The organism is Bacterioplanes sanyensis, assembly GCF_014652515.1.
GTDB lineage: Bacteria > Pseudomonadota > Gammaproteobacteria > Pseudomonadales > Oceanobacteraceae > Bacterioplanes > Bacterioplanes sanyensis.
Genome location: NZ_BMYY01000007.1, coordinates 14,198 through 30,950, shown reverse-complemented (window position 1 = coordinate 30,950; position 16,753 = coordinate 14,198). Strand labels below are relative to the sequence as shown.

Here is a 16,753-nt window from a genome sequence, read left to right as displayed (position 1 = left end):
TGACGGCATAGCAGTTAGGGATAGCGACATGACGAATTCAGCTTGGCCAGCGCATCTGGCGTTATTGATCTTGATGGCTTCGCTCACCGCGTGTGGCGGTGGTGGCGGAGGCAGCTCGGAGCGAGAGCCGAGCCCACAGCCTCCGACGCAGCCTGATCCGCAACCTGAGCCAGAGCCCGAACCTGAGCCTGTCGCCACCGAGTTTACTCTCAGTGGCAAGTTAGAGCCGGCAGCGTCCTTGTTGGTCGATTCCGACGTGAACGATGTGCTTGCCGATTACCAAGACAACAACAGTACAACCAGCGCTCAGTCCTTACCGAATGTCGCCACCGTGCAAGGCTTTGCTTCGGCGCAGGCGTCAGGGCAGTCGCCATCCCAGGCACGTTTTGCTTTGAGTGCCGATCGCAATGACTACTACCGCGTACGCCTGCAGCAAGGTCAGATCGTGCAACTGCAGGTGGTGGATTCCTTTACCGGCGGTGTGGTGTCGGTGTTTAACAACGATCTGGATTTGCTAATGCAGTTGACCGATGAAAGTGAGCCGGTACTCACATCGAACGCCACCGGCGAGTACGAGCAATTGCAGGTCCCCACCACTGGCGAATACTTTATCAACATCTACGCCTATGAAGGCCAGTCCAAGTATGTGCTGAGGCTATTGCCGCCGGGAACTGCTTCGTCCTCAAAGCAGACGGTCAGCGATGACTTTATCAGTGGTGAAGCTGTGGTGCGTTACAAGCAGACCTCATCGACCGCACGCACAGCCTCCGCCAAAGCGCCTAGGCCGCAGCGGCTGGTGTTTGACTGGGCCAAACCATCGAACCCACAAGCGCGCGCGATAGCGCGAACAGAGAGTCAGTTTGAGCGCCAGCGCCGTACCTTGATGGAGATTAAAAAGCTGCGCCTCAGTGGCGAGGTGGAATACGCCTCGCCCAACTACATTCGCCAGGCGTTCAAAGTGCCCGATGATCCTGGCTACAACTGGCAATGGCATTATCCGGCCATCAACTTACCGCAGGCCTGGGATTTAGCCTTGGCCGAGAACGCCAGCCCAGCACCGATTGTGGCGGTGTTGGATACTGGGGTTTTTCTGCAGCACCCTGAGTTTTCCGGGCAGTTAGTGCCTGGCTACGACTTCATCAGTTTGGTGGACATCTCCCGTGACGGCGATGGCATTGATAGCAACCCTGATGACCCTGGCGACAGCGCCACGCGCGGGCAAAGCTCTTGGCATGGCACCCATGTGGCCGGCACGGTCGCCGCCTTGAATGACAACGGCGACGGTGTTGCCGGTGCCAGCTGGGGCGCCAAGGTCATGCCGATGCGGGTGCTGGGTGAAGGCGGTGGTACCACCTACGATATTATTCAAGCGGCCTATTGGGCGGCGGGTTTGGACAATGACAGCGGCACTGTGCCGGCCCGCCGGGCCGATGTGATCAATATGTCCCTCGGCGGTGGCAGCTACTCGGCGGCAGAGGAAGCGGCCTTTCAGCGCGTACGCCAAGCTGGGGTCATTATTGTGGCGGCGGCTGGCAATGAATCGACCAGCTTGCCGAGTTATCCAGCGGCGTACGAAGGCGTGGTGTCAGTAAGTGCCACCACCTTTAACGACAATTTGGCTTACTACTCTAACTTTGGCAGTACCATTGATGTCGCCGCCCCCGGCGGCGATGCACGTCGAGACTTAAACCGCGACGGCAACCCAGATGGCGTTTACAGCACCTTTGTTGACGATCAAACCGGCAGCCGTCGTGCCAGCTACATGTTTGAGCAGGGCACCTCCATGGCGGCGCCGCATGTGGCCGCGGTCGCTGCATTGATGAAAAGTGTGAACTCCGCGCTGACGCCGGATCAGTTTGACCAGCTGCTGATGGCCGGTGAACTAACCCAAGACATTGGCATCAGCGGCCGCGACAACAGTTTTGGCTACGGCTTAATCGACGCCAGCAAAGCGGTGCGAGCGGCAGCAGCGCTTGCCAATGGCGGCGAAGCGCCTGAACTACCGGTTCAGCTCAGTGCGACGCCGGATGAGCTGCAGTTTTCTGCCAGCGTGAGCAGCACGTTAACCATCGCCAATGTTGGCGGCGGCTCCCCTACGGTAACGGTTGCTGAAACATCGGACTGGCTCAGCATTAGCCCAGCCGCTACCGATGCCAATGGCTTGGGCGACTATCAAGTAACGGCAGATATCAGCGGCTTAGCCGATGGCTTTTACAACAGTGAAATCATGATTACACCCACGGAAGGCAATGCCTTAACGGTACCTGTCTTCTTATTGGTGGGCAGCCAAACGGTGGACGGTGAACTGACCCAGCATTATGTGCTATTGCTGGATCGCAGTGGCAATACCACCATCGACAGTGAAGCCGTTGCGGCAGATGGCAGCTTTAGTTTTAGCAACGTGACGCCAGGCGAATATCGCATCAGTGCCGGCACGGATTTAGACGTGGATGGCTTTGTGTGCACGCCGGCAGAAACGTGCGGTGCCTATCCAGCATTGGGAGCTGAGCAAATCATCGAGGTGACCGATGCCGATGTCTCAGGGCTGAACTTCCTGGTGCGCATTGTCGCTGGCGGCCGCATTGAGTCTACCTCCGTGCCTTCAGCACACGCCAAGCAGCAAGGTCTGCAGCGCCAGCTGGACGATTAAAGGCAGCGGTTAAAACGCCAATTTGCCAATGCGGTTCATATGCAAGGTACCCAGGTACAAGCCGTCTTTCTCCGGCTGAACCGAGGTAATGCCGCCGATGGCCACGGCGGCTTGGTCATGCAGAGTTTGCAGCACCTCGCCGTCGGCGTTAATTTGCACAATTAAACCGTAAGGGGCCGGCAGCGGTGCCAGTGCGGTGGGTAATTTGGCTAACTGATTTTTGAGCCAAGGCTTGGGATGAATGCGATCGACCAGCTCGGGGCGCAGGCCATAAAGCGACAGCCAGTAGGTGCCGTTTTCTGCCCGTGCAATGCCATCGGGCAAGCCTGGCAGCCGATCGACCAAGACTTCACGTTGTCCGGCTTTGGCGCCCTTCAGCCAAACCTTGCTGATGCGGTAGCGAAAGGTTTCATTCACTAAAACAAAATCTTGCTCGGCATCGACGGCCACGCCATTGGCAAACGCCAACTCATCGGCCAGCAGTGTTAGCTGTTGGCTGGTCGGATCAAAAGCAAACAAGCGCCCAGAAGGACGGCCATCCAAAATATCCAACGTCAGTTTGCTCAGTGGGTAGCGACTGGAGGCGTCAGAGAAATACAGGGTGCCATCGGCGCCGATATCGACATCGTCTACCACACCCAACGGCTGCCCCTGATATTGATGGGCCAACACCTCAAGCTCAAACTTAGGTGTCATGCGCAAAAGGCCTTTGACGGCATCGGCAATGATCAGGTTTTGTTTGTCATCAAAGGCCAGGCCCAGAGGACGCCCGCCGGTGTTCACCAGTTGCTCCCAGCTGGCGTAGGGGCACTTGCGTAAAATACTGCCGTCTTCTGTGCCGGTATAAAGACAACCTAACTTGTCTTTGGCGATGTCCTCACCGCCACGCTTGCCGGGTGGCAACTGCGTGACTTGCGTTGTTTGCAAGGCATCATTGGCCTGCCAGCGACCTTCCAGTGGAATGGGCTGGCTGGGGCTGACCGCGATGGCATCGATGGGTGAAGGCATAAACCACGCCGCCAGTAAAGCCACAATGACAATGGCTAAAAGTGAAATAAACGCTTTCATAAGTATCCGCAATTCCGTGCACAAGTAAGGCGACTATAAACGGACGTGCGAAAAACGGAAGTGTGGATCAATGCAGCCCTAGGGCACCTTTGATTAACTTTGTACCCGCTCTGGACCGCGACGGAGCTGGAGCTCTCTGGTTCACCCATCGGACGCGGGCGGCAGGCTTTCATAACGTCGTTGTCAATATCGAAAAGGGCTGACCATTTCCTGCCATCGGCGTCTTGTTCTGAAAGGCTGCTGCACTCGCGTAAAACTTTGCAGAATAATTCAGAGCTTCCTTAGTCTTATTCGGTTCGACTATGGAAGTTGCCTTGCTGATGGGTATGAACTTGGTAAGTAGATCCCCGTGGGCTTTGCACCGTGATGATTTGTGAGTTCTGATTATTACTACTGGTAAAGCCATTGTTGCGGTCTTGAACACTGTTGTAGTGGTGAATGTTTTGCACAGTGTCGCCCGGATAGACCGAACCGTTCGCTCTAGCATTGCTGAGCACGCGCTGACTCAAAGCGCTTTGTCCAATACTATTTCTTCTGTGTGCGTTCGACATAATGTTCTCCCGAACTGTTTTGAAAAGGAATCCACCAGGCCCAAAAGCCTTAGCGAAGAGTTCTATTTCAAAAAGTATGCCGTTATAAACGGCTAGCACAGCCTTTAAAAACAGCCGGGATTTCACTCTTTTATGGGTCAAAGAAGATGCAGTTGTCGTTCTTTTGACCCAGGTGTGAATAATAAGCGATGGTTAAACTAGCAAATAACCACCATCAACATTAATGGCAGAACCTGTGGTATAGCTAGACGCATTTGACGCTAAATACAATACGGTACCAGCCATTTCTTCGGGCATGGCCACGCGCTTCATTGGAATGTGCATCAGTGCCATTTTTAAAATGGCATCGTTGCTGGTTAAGGTGCTAGCGAATTTGGTGTCGGTCAGGCCTGGCAACAAGGCATTCACACGAATATTTTGCTGCGCGCATTCTTTGGCAAAGGCCTTGGTCATGGCAATCACCGCCGATTTGGTAATGGAATAAATACCCTGCATGTCACCTGGCACCACGCCATTAACCGAGGCAACGTTAATAATGGAGCCGCCGTCGCCTTTTTTCATTAACTTGGCGCCAGCGCTAGACATAAAGAAGTAGCCGCGAATATTGACGTCGACGGTTTTTTGAAAGGCGCCTAAATCGGTATCGAGAATGTGGCCAAAATACGGATTGGCGGCGGCATTGTTAACCAGAATATCGAGCTTGCCATGCTTGGCTTCGATGGCATTAAAGCAAGCATCGATTTGCTCCATTTCACCAATATGGCAGGCCAGCGCTTCGGCGCTGCCACCCGCTTCCTTAATCTCATCGGCAACGCGCTGACAGCCATCCAGTTTACGGCTGGAAACGATAACGTGCGCGCCAGAGGCCGCTAACAGTTTGGCAATGCTCTCGCCAATGCCGCGGCTGGCGCCTGTGACCAGGGCAATGCGACTGGATAAATCGAATAGTTGTTGTGGGTTCATAGCTAAGCTCCCTTATTGTCGCGTTAACGGTACGTTAGATATTTGGGCCCGGCCAGGGCCAGATGATGTTGCTCATTAAATGCCGCCAAGTTCACTCGACCACTGCGGCTATAAAGCAATTGGCTAATGCCGCCATTGAGCAGTGTCCAGTTGAGTTCAAACGCAGCCTTGTTGTCGAGCCTTAAACAATACTGTGCCAGCGCGGTAATGGGACCGCCGGAGGTAAATACGACCATGTTTTTACCGGCATATTGCTGCATTAACTGCTCAGTAGCAGCAATAACGCGCTGACAAAATGCAGGCCAAGATTCTTGATAGTCGCCATCGTGCTCGCCGCTGGTCCAACGCACTACCGCCTCAGAAAACAGCTCTTGAAAAGCACGGTATTTATTTTTTTGGGTGAGCAACCAGGCACCCAAGTGTGCCTTATGGCGAAATTGAGGAAAAGCGCAGGCAATGACATCGTCGGAATCAAACTCATTAAAGCCTGCCCATTCATGCACAGGGCCATGGCTATGCCAGTGGCGCTGAGCGGCCTGTAGGGTTTGACGATGGCGTTGCATGGCTCCATGCACCACAATATCCGCCTCAATGCCGCGCAGGGTTAGGGCTTTGCCCACGAGCTCACCTTGTTCACTGCCGATATCGGACAGTTGATCGTAATTGAGCTTGCCAAAACCGGCCTGGCCATGGCGTACTAAATAAATACTGGCCATGAGTTACAACCCAGAGCGTTTAATAATGCGCTGGCAGCGCCAATGAATGTAGTGAACAAACAGCCAAAAGTGTTTAAACGCTGGGTTATCGGTTTGCTTATGGTGATAGCGGTAATAAATTTGCTGCACAATGACCGCCAAGCGGAACAAACCAAATACTTCGTAAAAGGGCCATAAGCGGCTGTCTAAGCCCATTTTTTCACAGTAATAATCGACAATTTGCTGACGTGTCAGCATGCCAGGTAAATGACTGGGCTGGCGGCGAATCATTCGCATCACTCGATCGTCATCGGCTTGTACCCAATAGGCTAAGGCACCACCCAAATCCATCAACGGGTCGCCCAGCGTGGCCATTTCCCAGTCGAGTACACCGATGATTTCTCCTGGGTCATCTGGGTTCAGCACCAGGTTATCCATACGATAGTCGTTATGAATAATGCAGGTTTTAACATCGTTGGGCTGATGCTGCTGCAGCCAGGCCATAACAGGTTTAAATCCGGGCACATTCCAAGTTTTGGATTTAACAAAGCGCTGGCTCCAACCATCAACCTGACGCTTCACATAGCCCTGGCCTTTGCCCAAATCTTGAAGCCCGGCAGCTCGGTAGTTGACCTGATGCAGGTCGATTAATTTGTCGATGACGGAATAGCACAGGCTGCGCGCTTGCTTCTCGCTCAGTTGCATACCTTTGGGCATATTGCCACGCGGAATAATGCCCTGAAGACGCTCCATCAGGTAAAAATCACTGCCAATGACAGTGTGATCATCACAAAATGCGATCATTTTAGGGACATAGGGGTAAACCGGCTGCAGCCGCTGCATAACAGTAAATTCGCGTTTCATGTCATGGGCACTGGCGGCTTTATGGCCGGCAGGCGGTCTGCGCAAAATTAAATCGTGGTGAACAAGGGTCTCTGGGTAGAGCAGATGATAGGTCAGGTTAGACGCACCGCCAGAGAACTGCCGGATTTGCGGCAGTGTTTGTCCAACCTCAATGCCTTGGGCCAGCAGCCAATTGTGAACGGCCTGAAGATCAAAGGCATCGCTATCGCGCAGCGCTTTAGCCTGGTCGATAAACTGGTGACTCATGAGGCGCTCTCTTGTTGCTGTACTTGAGCTGCTGACTGTCTTTGCTGTTCACGTTTTTTAAGACCATACGCCATTTTTAATACACCGCGACGATACAAAAACGGCAGGTATTTTTTAACAAAATAAGCACGACGCCCTACCGAGTGAGGGTTGCAGATCATCTGGTTTTTTAACATCGCCTGATACGCCGCTTCAGCGATATCATCGGCGTTGAGAGCCGATGCTTCGAATACTTTGTCGACAAACTTCAGCATGTCCGGATCAGAGGTTTTCATGCTGTGGTCCAAATTGGTACGGAAAAATCCGGGGCATAAAGCGGTAACACCTATGCCATAAGGCATAAGTTCAAAATGCATGGTCTCCGAAATCGCGACTACCGCCGCTTTGGTGGCGTTGTAAGACGCCATTGAGGGGGCTTTCATCAAACCTGCTAGCGAGGCGACATTAATAAAATGCCCTGTTTCGGCTTTTTTCATCATCGGGGTAAAGGTACGACAGCCCAGGGCGACGCCTTTAATATTGATATCAATCACCCATTCCCACCAGGCCCACTCGCCGGCATCAATGCGGTCCCCGGTGGCGACGCCGGCATTATTAATGACGACATCGATACGTCCCCAGCGTTGCTGCACGGCGTCTTGCAGTTGCAGCCACTGTATTTCTGAGCGCACATCCAGTTCATGTACCCAGCCTTGGCCACCGGCCTGCCGCACCAAATTGAGCGTTTCTTGGCTACCTTCAGCATTAATATCGGCGATGCAAATATCAGCGCCTTCGCGGGCGAAGCGCAGGGCCAGTGCTCTGCCGAGGCCACTGGCAGCGCCGGTGATTAAAACCGTTTTCATGCTTTCCCCTTTGATCGCAGAGTCATCATTATTGATTTCCTTTTCCGTGCTATCAGTCCTGCATGTACTTCTTATATTTCAGCAGTTCGATCTTAGCGATGAGGCCACGATGCACTTCATCTGGGCCGTCGGCCAAGCGCAGAGCACGTGCTGCAGCAAACATGCCTGTTAACGGGAAATCATCAGATAAACCACCACCACCGTGAATTTGCATGGCAGCATCAATTATTTGCTGAGCCATATTGGGCGCGATGACTTTAATTTGTGATATTTCACTCATTGCACCTGCGGCGCCGACTTTATCGATCATCCAGGCGGCCTTTAATACCAGTAAGCGCGCTTGCTCGATGTTCATGCGCGCGTTGGCAATAATGTCGCGATTGCCACCGAGATTCACCAACGGCTTGCGGAAGGCGGTGCGCTGGGAGGCACGAATGCACATCAACTCCAAGGCCTTTTCAGCCATGCCAATCAAACGCATGCAATGATGAATACGGCCAGGCCCTAAACGTCCTTGGGCAATTTCAAAACCGCGGCCTGGGCCTGCGATCATATTGGTAATAGGTACGCGAACATTATCGAAGCTGATTTCGCCATGGCCGTAGGGTTCATCGTAATGGCCAAATACGGGTAACATGCGTTCGATGGTGACGCCTTCGGCATCCATCGGGAACAGCACCATCGAATGTTGTTGGTGGCGCGGTGCTTCAGGGTTGGTTAGGCCCATAAAGATACCGACTTTGCAGTTGGGGTGGCCAATCCCTGTGCTCCACCACTTGCGCCCATTTAGAACCACTTCATCGCCTTCGATGGTGGCTGTAGCTTCCATGTTGGTGGCATCGGAAGACGCGACCCCTGGCTCCGTCATGCAAAAGGCAGAGCGTATTTCACCGGCCATCAGTGGTTTTAGCCACTGCTCCTGCTGTTCAGCGGTGCCATATTTTTCCAGCACTTCCATATTGCCGGTATCTGGGGCGTTGCAGTTAAACACCTCCGGAGCAATAAAAGAGCGGCCCGTCAGCTCGGCTAAAGGCGCATATTCCAGGTTGCTTAAACCAACGCCATGCTCCTCGTTGGGGAAAAACAAATTCCACAAGCCTGCAGCTTTGGCCTTGGCTTTTAACTCGTCGATGATGGGCAGCACTACCCATTTATTCTCCAGGCTGTGCAGTTCACGCAGGTAGTCTTCTTCTACCGGTTCGATTTCATCGCGAATAAAGGCCCCTAGGCGCTGGATGTAGTCTTGTGCTTGGGCGGAATGCTGAAAGTCCATGGTTGCTCCGGAGATGACATCAATGCATTCAGCCTAGGGTGGTTGAGAAAATAATAGAAATGAATGTTGTCTATCTTGTTCTATTCGTATTGTGAATATATCGAGTCGTGCACAATCAGTCTGCGACGGGGTTGGGGTTAACGAAGTGCTGCGGTTGAGTTTGCCAGTCAATGGGTTAAGTTAGCGCTCCTGTTTTATAACCAATCTAAGGATGGCCTTTATGCAAATAAACAAACTCAGCCTGCTGGCACTGGTATTGTCTTCTTCCTTACTCGTTGCCTGTGGCGGCGATAGCTCCTCTAGCTCTTCAGACGACGAGTCGACTCCACCTGTGGACAACAGTGGCGACAGCAACAACGGCGGTGATGAAACACCGGCGGATGGCAATAACGACGGTGGCGATACCACAAGTGCTACCGGCTTGGAGCCATTGCAAGGTACTTGGGTGTACGACTGTGATGTGGTGGATGGCGGTACAGGCAACACCGGCTCTTTGACCTTTGATGGCGGCAATTACAGCTATGTGATTGAAAGCTACAAGGATTCCTCTTGTACCAACCTAGAAGTGGTAATGACCTTTAGCGGCACTCATTCGTTTGAAGGCACGCAAATCTTATCTTCGGGTCAAACCGTGATTAAAACCCGTGCCAGTAATGTAACGTCTGAAATGGCACCGCAAGATGCCGAGTGGATTACTGCCATGAACCAAAACAACACCTGTGGTGCAGACTGGGAAATTGGTAAAAAGGTCGACATTACCAACTGCGCCGCTTTGGAAATGGTGCACACGCTGGTAACAACTGGGCTAAAAAGTGGCTCCATCTTCCATGTGGACGGTGATGTGCTTTACACCGGCCATAGTGATTCGGTTGGTAGCAGCGGCTACCCAACTCAGTTGAGTACCCGTGTGCACACTCGTGTAGCTCAATAATTATTGATTGCCGGTGCCTGAATGGCACCGGTTTTTCTCTTTCATCGAACTTTGCTTTCCAGCTGTTTCGCTCTTTTATTTCAAGCTGCTGGCAGCATTTCTTTCGCACCGTCTTATCTCATTTCCGTATTTTACTGTGCATTTTCAGTGCGCATCTCTCATCGCTCTTGGCCAAGCAGTCAATTATTGAAGACTTTTCAGCCCAGTCATAACAAGGCCTGTAGCGCTATTTGTCGTTAGCCAAAACTGGGTTGGCACGCTCATCGCTCTGTCACTTGTATACAAGGTTGAATTCAATTCCGCACACAGCGGATGTGACGAGAGCGACAACGATGACAACGGATTTTCAAACCCCATTGGGATGGTCGATCAACGACTGGCTGCAGGCTTATCGTCAGGGCCAAAGCCCGGCGGAATTATTGGCAGCACTGCGCGCCAGTATTGAGCAAAGTGAATTTGCGAATGGTCAGCGTATCGATGGCAGCAGCTGGATCAGTCTGGCCAGTGAGGCCCAGTTACAACAACAGCTGGAGCAATTAGAAGAGCGTTTGCAGCAGTTGGGTGATATCAGCCTGCTGCCTCTATACGGAGTGCCCTGCACCATTAAAGACAATATTGATGTCGTGGGTTTTAACACCACGGCAGCTTGCCCAAGCTTTGCTTACCTGCCCGCGCAGGATGCCCACGCCGTGGCGCTGTTGAAGCAAGCCGGTGCCATTGTGCTGGGAAAAACCAATCTTGATCAGTTTGCCACTGGCTTAGTGGGCATGCGTTCGCCTTACGGTGCGGTAGCCAACCCCTTTAACTCTGATTACATCAGCGGCGGTTCCAGCTCCGGCTCGGCGGTGGCATTAGCACGAGGTCAGGTGGCGTTTTCTTTGGGTACGGATACCGCAGGTTCTGGCCGGGTGCCGGCAGGTTTTAATCATTTACTGGGATTAAAGCCCAGTCGCGGTGTGATCAGCACACGTGGAGTGGTGCCAGCTTGTCGCAGTCTTGATTGTATTTCGGTATTTGCCCTGAACAGCCAGGATGCCAATAGCGTCTACCAGGTGTTAGCTCAGTACGACGGCGAAGACAGTTATGCTCGCCCCTTGGCCGCGACCGATAAAAAACAGGTTAAAACCCTAGCAGTGCCACAGCAAATCGACTGGTTTGGCGATGACTATCAGCAGCAGGCGTTTGAACAGGCGTGCGAGCAAGCCAAACGCCTTGGCTACCGTCTAAAGACCATCGATTTCAGCCCCATGCTGCAGCTGGCTGAACTGCTGTATCAGGGCCCTTGGGTGGCCGAGCGCTTTGCCGCGGTTGGTGAGTTTATTCGCTCTAACAGCAAGGCCGATTTAGATCCGGTGGTGGCCGCCATTATTGGCGAAGGCGATCAGGCTTCGGCCGTGCATGCCTTTAACGCCGAATATCAGCGCCAGGCCCTGAGTCGGCAGATTCAACAAGTATTCGAACAGGTTGATGCCTTGTGGGTGCCGACCACACCATGCTTGCCAACCCAAGCTCAGGTGACTAGCGAGCCGATAGAGATCAACAGCCGCTTAGGCACCTTTACCAACTTTGTGAATTTGGCCGATTTATCTGCGCTGGCAGTGCCGGCTCACTTGCGCGCTGACGGTTTGCCCTTTGGCATTACATTGATTGCACCGGCCTTTAGCGAGTCGGCATTGCTGCAGTTTGCTCAGCACTGGCAAGCCGAGCTGGCCCTGCCTTCTGCGCCTGCTTTGCTGGATGTGCGGCCAGAGCAAACTGTGGTGTTGGCCGTGGTCGGTGCGCATTTAACCGGCATGCCGCTGAATCATCAGCTCACCAGTCGCCACGCTCAGCTACTGGAGCAAACCCACACCGCCAGTCATTACCGTTTATACGCCTTAGCCAACACCACACCGCCTAAGCCTGGCCTGGTGCGCGCAGCAGAAGGTGAGGCCGGCCACAGCATCATGGTTGAGCTGTGGCGCCTCAATCTGGCGGCGTTTGGCAGTTTTGTTGCCGAAATCCCCCAGCCACTAGGCATAGGCACGTTAGAGCTGGCCGATGGCCGTTTAGTTAAAGGCTTTATCTGCGAGCCTGCCGCTGTGCCCAGCGCCACCGACATCAGCCACTTTGGTGGCTGGAGAGCATACATAGCGCAACTGTCGACCAAACAACGTTGATTTCACCGCCCAGACAAGGAGATAGCCATGTTTAACAAAGTCTTAATTGCCAACCGCGGTGAAATTGCCGTGCGCATCGCCCGCACACTCAAACGCATGGGCATAGCATCCGTCGCCATTTATGCCGAGGCCGACCGCAACAGCGCTCATGTTAGTTGCGCCGATGAGTCCTATAGCCTGGGCGAAGGCAGTGTTGCCGATACCTATTTGCAGGGCGAGCGCATCTTGCAGCTGGCACTCGATTGCGGTGCCCAGGCCATTATTCCGGGTTACGGCTTTTTGAGTGAAAACGCCGACTTTGCCGAGCAATGCGAAGCCCAGGGGCTGGTCTTTGTGGGGCCAACACCGCAGCAAATGCGTGACTTCGGTTTAAAGCACACTTCGCGAGAGTTGTGTCAGCAAGCGGGTGTGCCGCTTACGCCCGGCACAGGCCTGCTGGATAATCTCGAACAGGCGTTAGCAGCGGCACAGCAGATTGGCTATCCCATTATGCTGAAGTCGACCGCCGGCGGCGGTGGCATTGGCCTGACGCGCTGCGACGATGAGCAAGCCCTGCGTGACGCCTTCGATACGACTCGGCGTTTGGGCGAAAACTACTTTCGTGATGGCGGCGTATTTATCGAACGTTTTGTCGCCCGTGCCCGCCATATCGAAGTGCAGATTTTTGGCGACGGACAGGGTCAGGTGGTGGCCCTGGGTGAGCGGGACTGCTCGCTGCAGCGGCGCAATCAAAAAGTGGTGGAAGAAACGCCAGCGCCTAATTTACCTGAAGCGACGCGCCAAGCACTGCATCAGGCCGCCATCGATTTGGGCCGCTCGGTTAATTATCGCAATGCCGGTACGGTGGAGTTTATCTATGACCAACAGCGCGACGAGTTTTACTTTCTAGAGGTGAATAGCCGTTTGCAGGTTGAGCATCCAGTGACGGAAATGGTCACGGGCATCGATCTGGTGCAATGGATGATCGAGCTGGCGAGCGGCACGACTCCGGAACAAATGGCGGGCTTTTCTAGCGCCACCGCGTCTGCCCCTCGCATACAAGGCGCGGCCATTGAGGTGCGCATCTATGCCGAAGATCCACTGAAAAACTTTCAGCCGGCCCCCGGTGTACTAACGCATGTTCAGTTTCCGCAAGACACCCATGTACGCGTCGACACCTGGGTTAGCAGTGGCACGGAAGTGAGCGCCTTGTACGACCCTATGCTGGCCAAGCTGATTGTGCATGGCGAGGATCGTATCGATGCCATGGCTAAGCTGCAAACCGCGTTGGATCACACCTCGCTGGCGGGCATTGCCACCAACTTGGATTATTTACGCCAGATTATCGCCTGGCCGCAGTTTCAGGCAGCCGAGGTAAGCACGCGCGCGCTGGAGTCGTTTGGGTATCAGCCGCGTCATATCGAAGTGTTGAAACCCGGCACTTATACCAGTGTGCAAGACTACCCTGGGCGCAAAGGCTATTGGGACATCGGCGTGCCACCATCAGGACCGATGGACGATTATGCCTTTCGTTTGGCCAATCGCATGGTTGGCAACCATGCCAGTGCGGCGGCGTTGGAAACCACGTTAATTGGCCCTGAACTGATGTTTCATAGCGATGCCGTGATTGCGCTCACAGGTGCCAGTAGCCAGGCGCTTTTAGACGGCTCGCCGGTGCCACTGTGGCAGCCGATTGCGGTAACAGCCGGGCAGACATTACAACTGGGCAAGGTTGAAAAGGGCTGTCGGCAATATTTAGCGGTGCGTGGCGGCTTGGATGTGCCGCAATATTTGGGCAGCCGTTCTACCTTTGCGTTGGGCCAGTTTGGCGGCCACGGTGGTCGTACCTTGCGCGCCAGCGATATGCTCGCCATTTCCGATGCCAGCATTGCGGCTTGCACGACTCCAGCGCCGCGATATCCAGCTCAAGCTGCGCCTGCCGAATTGATTCCCAGTTATCCACACAGCGAGGAAGGCGGAGCAGTATGGGAAATCGGTGTGATGTACGGCCCCCATGGGGCGCCGGACTTTTTCACTTCAGACTCCATACAGCAGTTCTTAACCACCGACTGGGAAGTTCACTACAACTCCAATCGCTTAGGCATTCGTCTCAATGGTCCTAAGCCTGAATTTGCTCGCCAGGATGGTGGCGAGGCGGGCCTGCATCCATCCAATATTCACGATTGTGAATACGCCATTGGCTCGATTAATTTTACGGGCGATATGCCGGTGATTTTGACCCACGATGGCCCTAGCCTCGGTGGTTTTGTTTGCCCAGTGACCATAGTGCAAAGCGAGTTATGGAAGGTGGGCCAGGTAAAACCCGGCGATCGCATTCGCTTTGTGCCCATGACCTTTGAGCAGGCCTTGGCACAAGAGCAGAGCATTGATCAGGCGATTGAAACCTTACGGCCATTTAGTGAGCTAGCCAATGAGCAAGCCAAGTTCGGCCAGCCACAATCCAGGTTCGGACAGCCAAGTTTAGAGCCTGGCGATACCGCGTCGGCCACCATTTTGGCGCAATTACCGGCCAGCGAGGGCAGGCCAGAAGCTGTGTATCGCCAAGCCGGTGATAAATACATATTGATTGAATACGGCCCTGTGGCGCTGGATTTAAGCTTTCGCTTTCGTATCCATGCATTAATGCAGGCACTGAAGCAGCGTGGGATTGCTGGCCTCGAAGAAATGGCGCCGGGCGTGCGCTCATTGCAAATTCGTTATGATAGCCGGGTCATTCATCAGCAGGATTTAATGCAGGCCTTGCTGGACACCGAAGCCAGTTTGCCCGATAGCCGCAATATGAGTCTTAAAACTCGGGTGGTGCATTTGCCGATGGCGTTTGAAGACAGCGCCACCTTAGATGCCGTGGCCAAGTATCAGCAATCGGTGCAGGAAAAAGCGCCCTGGCTGCCTAATAATGTCGACTTTATTCAGCGTATTAATGGCTTGGATAGCCGTGATGACGTGAAGCGCATTATTTATGACGCCAGCTATATGGTGCTGGGCCTAGGCGATGTGTATTTAGGGGCGCCCTGTGCCGTGCCGGTCGACCCGCGCCATCGCTTATTAACGTCAAAATACAATCCAGCTCGCACCTTTACCGCCGAAGGTACGGTGGGCATTGGCGGTGTTTATATGTGCATTTATGGCATGGACAGCCCAGGCGGCTATCAGCTGGTGGGGCGTACCTTACCGATTTGGAATAAATATCTGAAAAACTCACAGTTTGCCGCTGGTGAACCCTGGCTGCTCAAATTTTTTGATCAGGTGCGCTACTACGAAGTCAGCGAAGAAGAGCTCACCCAGCAGCGTGAAGCCTTTAGAGAAGGGCGACTGAATGTTCGTATTACCGAAGAAGACTTTAGCCTGGCTGAATATCAGAAGTTTCTAGAAAACAACGACGACAGCATCCGTGCCTTTAAGCAACAGCAACAAGCCGCCTTTGCCAAAGAAGTAGAGCACTGGAACAGCGGTGATGCCTTTAGTGCGGTGAAAGAGCAAGCGCAGGGCATTGCTTCCGTAGAGCTAGATGGCGAAGCGGTGCACAGCGATATTGCTGGCAATATCTGGAAGCTGGAGGTGCAACCAGGTCAGCGAGTAAAAGCCGGCGATGTTCTATTGATTGTCGAAGCCATGAAAATGGAGTTTCCAATCTTGGCGCCGATGGATGGCACCATTGCTACCTTGTGTTGTGAAGAAGGTATGGCGGTGCAACCAGGGGATGCGGTACTTAGCATTGAGCCAGCCGAGCAGGAGGTGCTGGTATGAATGCCGTAGAAGAACAAAGCCCAAATAAAGAAATGCCTGCAAATGAAAAAGCCGAAAGTAAAAAACCAGCACGGCCAAAAAACCTAGCCGAGCGTATTTATTTGCAATTAAAGCAGGACATTTTCGACTTTCAGTTATTGCCCGGCGATCGCTTTAGTGAAAGCGAAATCGCCGCTCGCATGCAGGCATCGCGTACACCCGTGCGTGAAGCCCTGTATCGACTGGAGCGTGACGGCTATGTGCAGGTTCACTTTCGCAGCGGCTGGCAGGTGCGGCCATTTGATTTTCGCTATTTTGAAGACCTGTACGACGTGCGCATTTTACTCGAGTCTGAAGCCGTTAGGCGCATATGTGCCTATCAAGAGCGCGATGCTCTATTAGCCAATCTGACCAGTATCTGGTGCTGCGAGCCAGCAGAGCGTTTAAGTGACAGCTCAACGATGGCCGGCTTGGATGAAGGTTTTCATTTTGAGTTGGTCGAGCTGGCGGGCAATCAGGAAATGGCGGCGATTCATAAAGATGTGTGTGAGCGTTTGCGCATTATTCGCCGCCTCGACTTTACCAAAGAGGGGCGCATAGAAGCGACTTATGATGAGCACAGCGGCATTATTGAACTATTGCGCCAGGCGAAAGCAGAGGCAGCTGTCGCTGAACTGAAACATCATATTGAAGTGAGCAAGAACACGGTGCGTAAAATAACCTTGCACCGTATTCAGCTGGCTAAGAGTCGCTATAACATAAATATTCAGGCGCCCTAAAAA

Annotated in this window: 12 protein-coding genes; 5 read left to right on the top strand and 7 right to left on the bottom strand. The window is 53.3% G+C overall.

Translation table 11 applies throughout. The features are described from left to right. The first annotated feature begins 28 nt into the window (after positions 1-28). Complete coding sequence (locus IE090_RS11255; RefSeq protein WP_189388490.1) at positions 29-2,650, top strand: S8 family serine peptidase; 2,622 nt, start codon at positions 29-31, stop codon at positions 2,648-2,650. A gap of 9 nt (positions 2,651-2,659) precedes the next feature. On the opposite strand, the gene IE090_RS11250 is transcribed toward IE090_RS11255, so the two are convergent. The 7 genes from IE090_RS11250 to IE090_RS11220 all read right to left on the bottom strand — a co-directional run bounded on the left by IE090_RS11250 (position 2,660) and on the right by IE090_RS11220 (position 9,155). Next, entirely contained in the window at positions 2,660-3,718 is a 1,059-nt protein-coding gene (locus IE090_RS11250) for an SMP-30/gluconolactonase/LRE family protein (RefSeq protein WP_189388489.1), read from the bottom strand. 287 nt (positions 3,719-4,005) lie between these two features. Further along, positions 4,006-4,269, bottom strand: coding sequence for a hypothetical protein (locus IE090_RS11245; protein ID WP_189388488.1), 264 nt, complete (start codon positions 4,267-4,269; stop codon positions 4,006-4,008). A gap of 192 nt (positions 4,270-4,461) precedes the next feature. Then, positions 4,462-5,232: an SDR family oxidoreductase gene (locus tag IE090_RS11240; RefSeq protein WP_189388487.1), complete on the bottom strand. Its 771-nt coding sequence runs from the start codon at positions 5,230-5,232 to the stop codon at positions 4,462-4,464. Between the two features lie 23 nt (positions 5,233-5,255). Beyond that, on the bottom strand, positions 5,256-5,948 hold the full coding sequence (locus IE090_RS11235; protein ID WP_189388486.1) for a histidine phosphatase family protein: 693 nt from the start codon (positions 5,946-5,948) through the stop codon (positions 5,256-5,258). Positions 5,949-5,951: 3 nt separating this feature from the next. After that, positions 5,952-7,037, bottom strand: coding sequence for a phosphotransferase family protein (locus IE090_RS11230; protein WP_189388485.1), 1,086 nt, complete (start codon positions 7,035-7,037; stop codon positions 5,952-5,954). Beyond that, the gene (locus tag IE090_RS11225; protein ID WP_189388484.1) at positions 7,034-7,882 is read right to left on the bottom strand and encodes an SDR family oxidoreductase; all 849 of its coding nucleotides are present in this window, start codon (positions 7,880-7,882) and stop codon (positions 7,034-7,036) included. Before IE090_RS11225 ends, IE090_RS11230 begins: the two co-directional genes overlap by 4 nt. A 52-nt stretch (positions 7,883-7,934) precedes the next feature. Beyond that, positions 7,935-9,155 (bottom strand): acyl-CoA dehydrogenase family protein, encoded by a 1,221-nt coding sequence (locus IE090_RS11220; protein WP_189388483.1) that lies wholly within the window; start codon positions 9,153-9,155, stop codon positions 7,935-7,937. Positions 9,156-9,375: 220 nt separating this feature from the next. Between IE090_RS11220 and IE090_RS11215 the strand changes: the two genes are divergently transcribed. The 4 genes from IE090_RS11215 to IE090_RS11200 all read left to right on the top strand — a co-directional run bounded on the left by IE090_RS11215 (position 9,376) and on the right by IE090_RS11200 (position 16,750). After that, a complete protein-coding gene (locus IE090_RS11215; RefSeq protein WP_189388482.1) occupies positions 9,376-10,086 on the top strand; it encodes a hypothetical protein in 711 nt (236 codons plus the stop codon). 332 nt (positions 10,087-10,418) lie between these two features. Next, positions 10,419-12,245 carry an allophanate hydrolase gene (gene atzF, locus IE090_RS11210; protein ID WP_189388481.1) on the top strand — a complete coding sequence of 609 codons (1,827 nt, stop codon included), beginning with the start codon at positions 10,419-10,421 and terminating at the stop codon, positions 12,243-12,245. A 27-nt stretch (positions 12,246-12,272) separates the two neighbouring features. Then, positions 12,273-15,992, top strand: a complete 3,720-nt coding sequence (gene uca, locus IE090_RS11205) for an urea carboxylase (protein WP_189388480.1) — start codon at positions 12,273-12,275, stop codon at positions 15,990-15,992. Continuing rightward, positions 15,989-16,750, top strand: a complete 762-nt coding sequence (locus IE090_RS11200; protein WP_268247121.1) for a GntR family transcriptional regulator — start codon at positions 15,989-15,991, stop codon at positions 16,748-16,750. The genes uca and IE090_RS11200 overlap by 4 nt, the downstream gene beginning before the upstream one ends. Positions 16,751-16,753 lie beyond the last annotated feature (3 nt).

What these genes read in the sequence shown, in the direction of transcription:
- IE090_RS11245 (WP_189388488.1), bottom strand. Translation starts at nt 4,269, where the DNA reads ATGTCGAACGCACACAGAAGAAATAGTATTGGACAAAGCGCTTTGAGT.
- IE090_RS11235 (WP_189388486.1), bottom strand. Translation starts at nt 5,948, where the DNA reads ATGGCCAGTATTTATTTAGTACGCCATGGCCAGGCCGGTTTTGGCAAG.
- IE090_RS11215 (WP_189388482.1), top strand. Translation starts at nt 9,376, where the DNA reads ATGCAAATAAACAAACTCAGCCTGCTGGCACTGGTATTGTCTTCTTCC.
- IE090_RS11240 (WP_189388487.1), bottom strand. Translation starts at nt 5,232, where the DNA reads ATGAACCCACAACAACTATTCGATTTATCCAGTCGCATTGCCCTGGTC.
- IE090_RS11250 (WP_189388489.1), bottom strand. Translation starts at nt 3,718, where the DNA reads ATGAAAGCGTTTATTTCACTTTTAGCCATTGTCATTGTGGCTTTACTG.
- IE090_RS11225 (WP_189388484.1), bottom strand. Translation starts at nt 7,882, where the DNA reads ATGAAAACGGTTTTAATCACCGGCGCTGCCAGTGGCCTCGGCAGAGCA.
- atzF (WP_189388481.1), top strand. Translation starts at nt 10,419, where the DNA reads ATGACAACGGATTTTCAAACCCCATTGGGATGGTCGATCAACGACTGG.
- IE090_RS11220 (WP_189388483.1), bottom strand. Translation starts at nt 9,155, where the DNA reads ATGGACTTTCAGCATTCCGCCCAAGCACAAGACTACATCCAGCGCCTA.
- IE090_RS11200 (WP_268247121.1), top strand. Translation starts at nt 15,989, where the DNA reads ATGAATGCCGTAGAAGAACAAAGCCCAAATAAAGAAATGCCTGCAAAT.
- uca (WP_189388480.1), top strand. Translation starts at nt 12,273, where the DNA reads ATGTTTAACAAAGTCTTAATTGCCAACCGCGGTGAAATTGCCGTGCGC.
- IE090_RS11255 (WP_189388490.1), top strand. Translation starts at nt 29, where the DNA reads ATGACGAATTCAGCTTGGCCAGCGCATCTGGCGTTATTGATCTTGATG.
- IE090_RS11230 (WP_189388485.1), bottom strand. Translation starts at nt 7,037, where the DNA reads ATGAGTCACCAGTTTATCGACCAGGCTAAAGCGCTGCGCGATAGCGAT.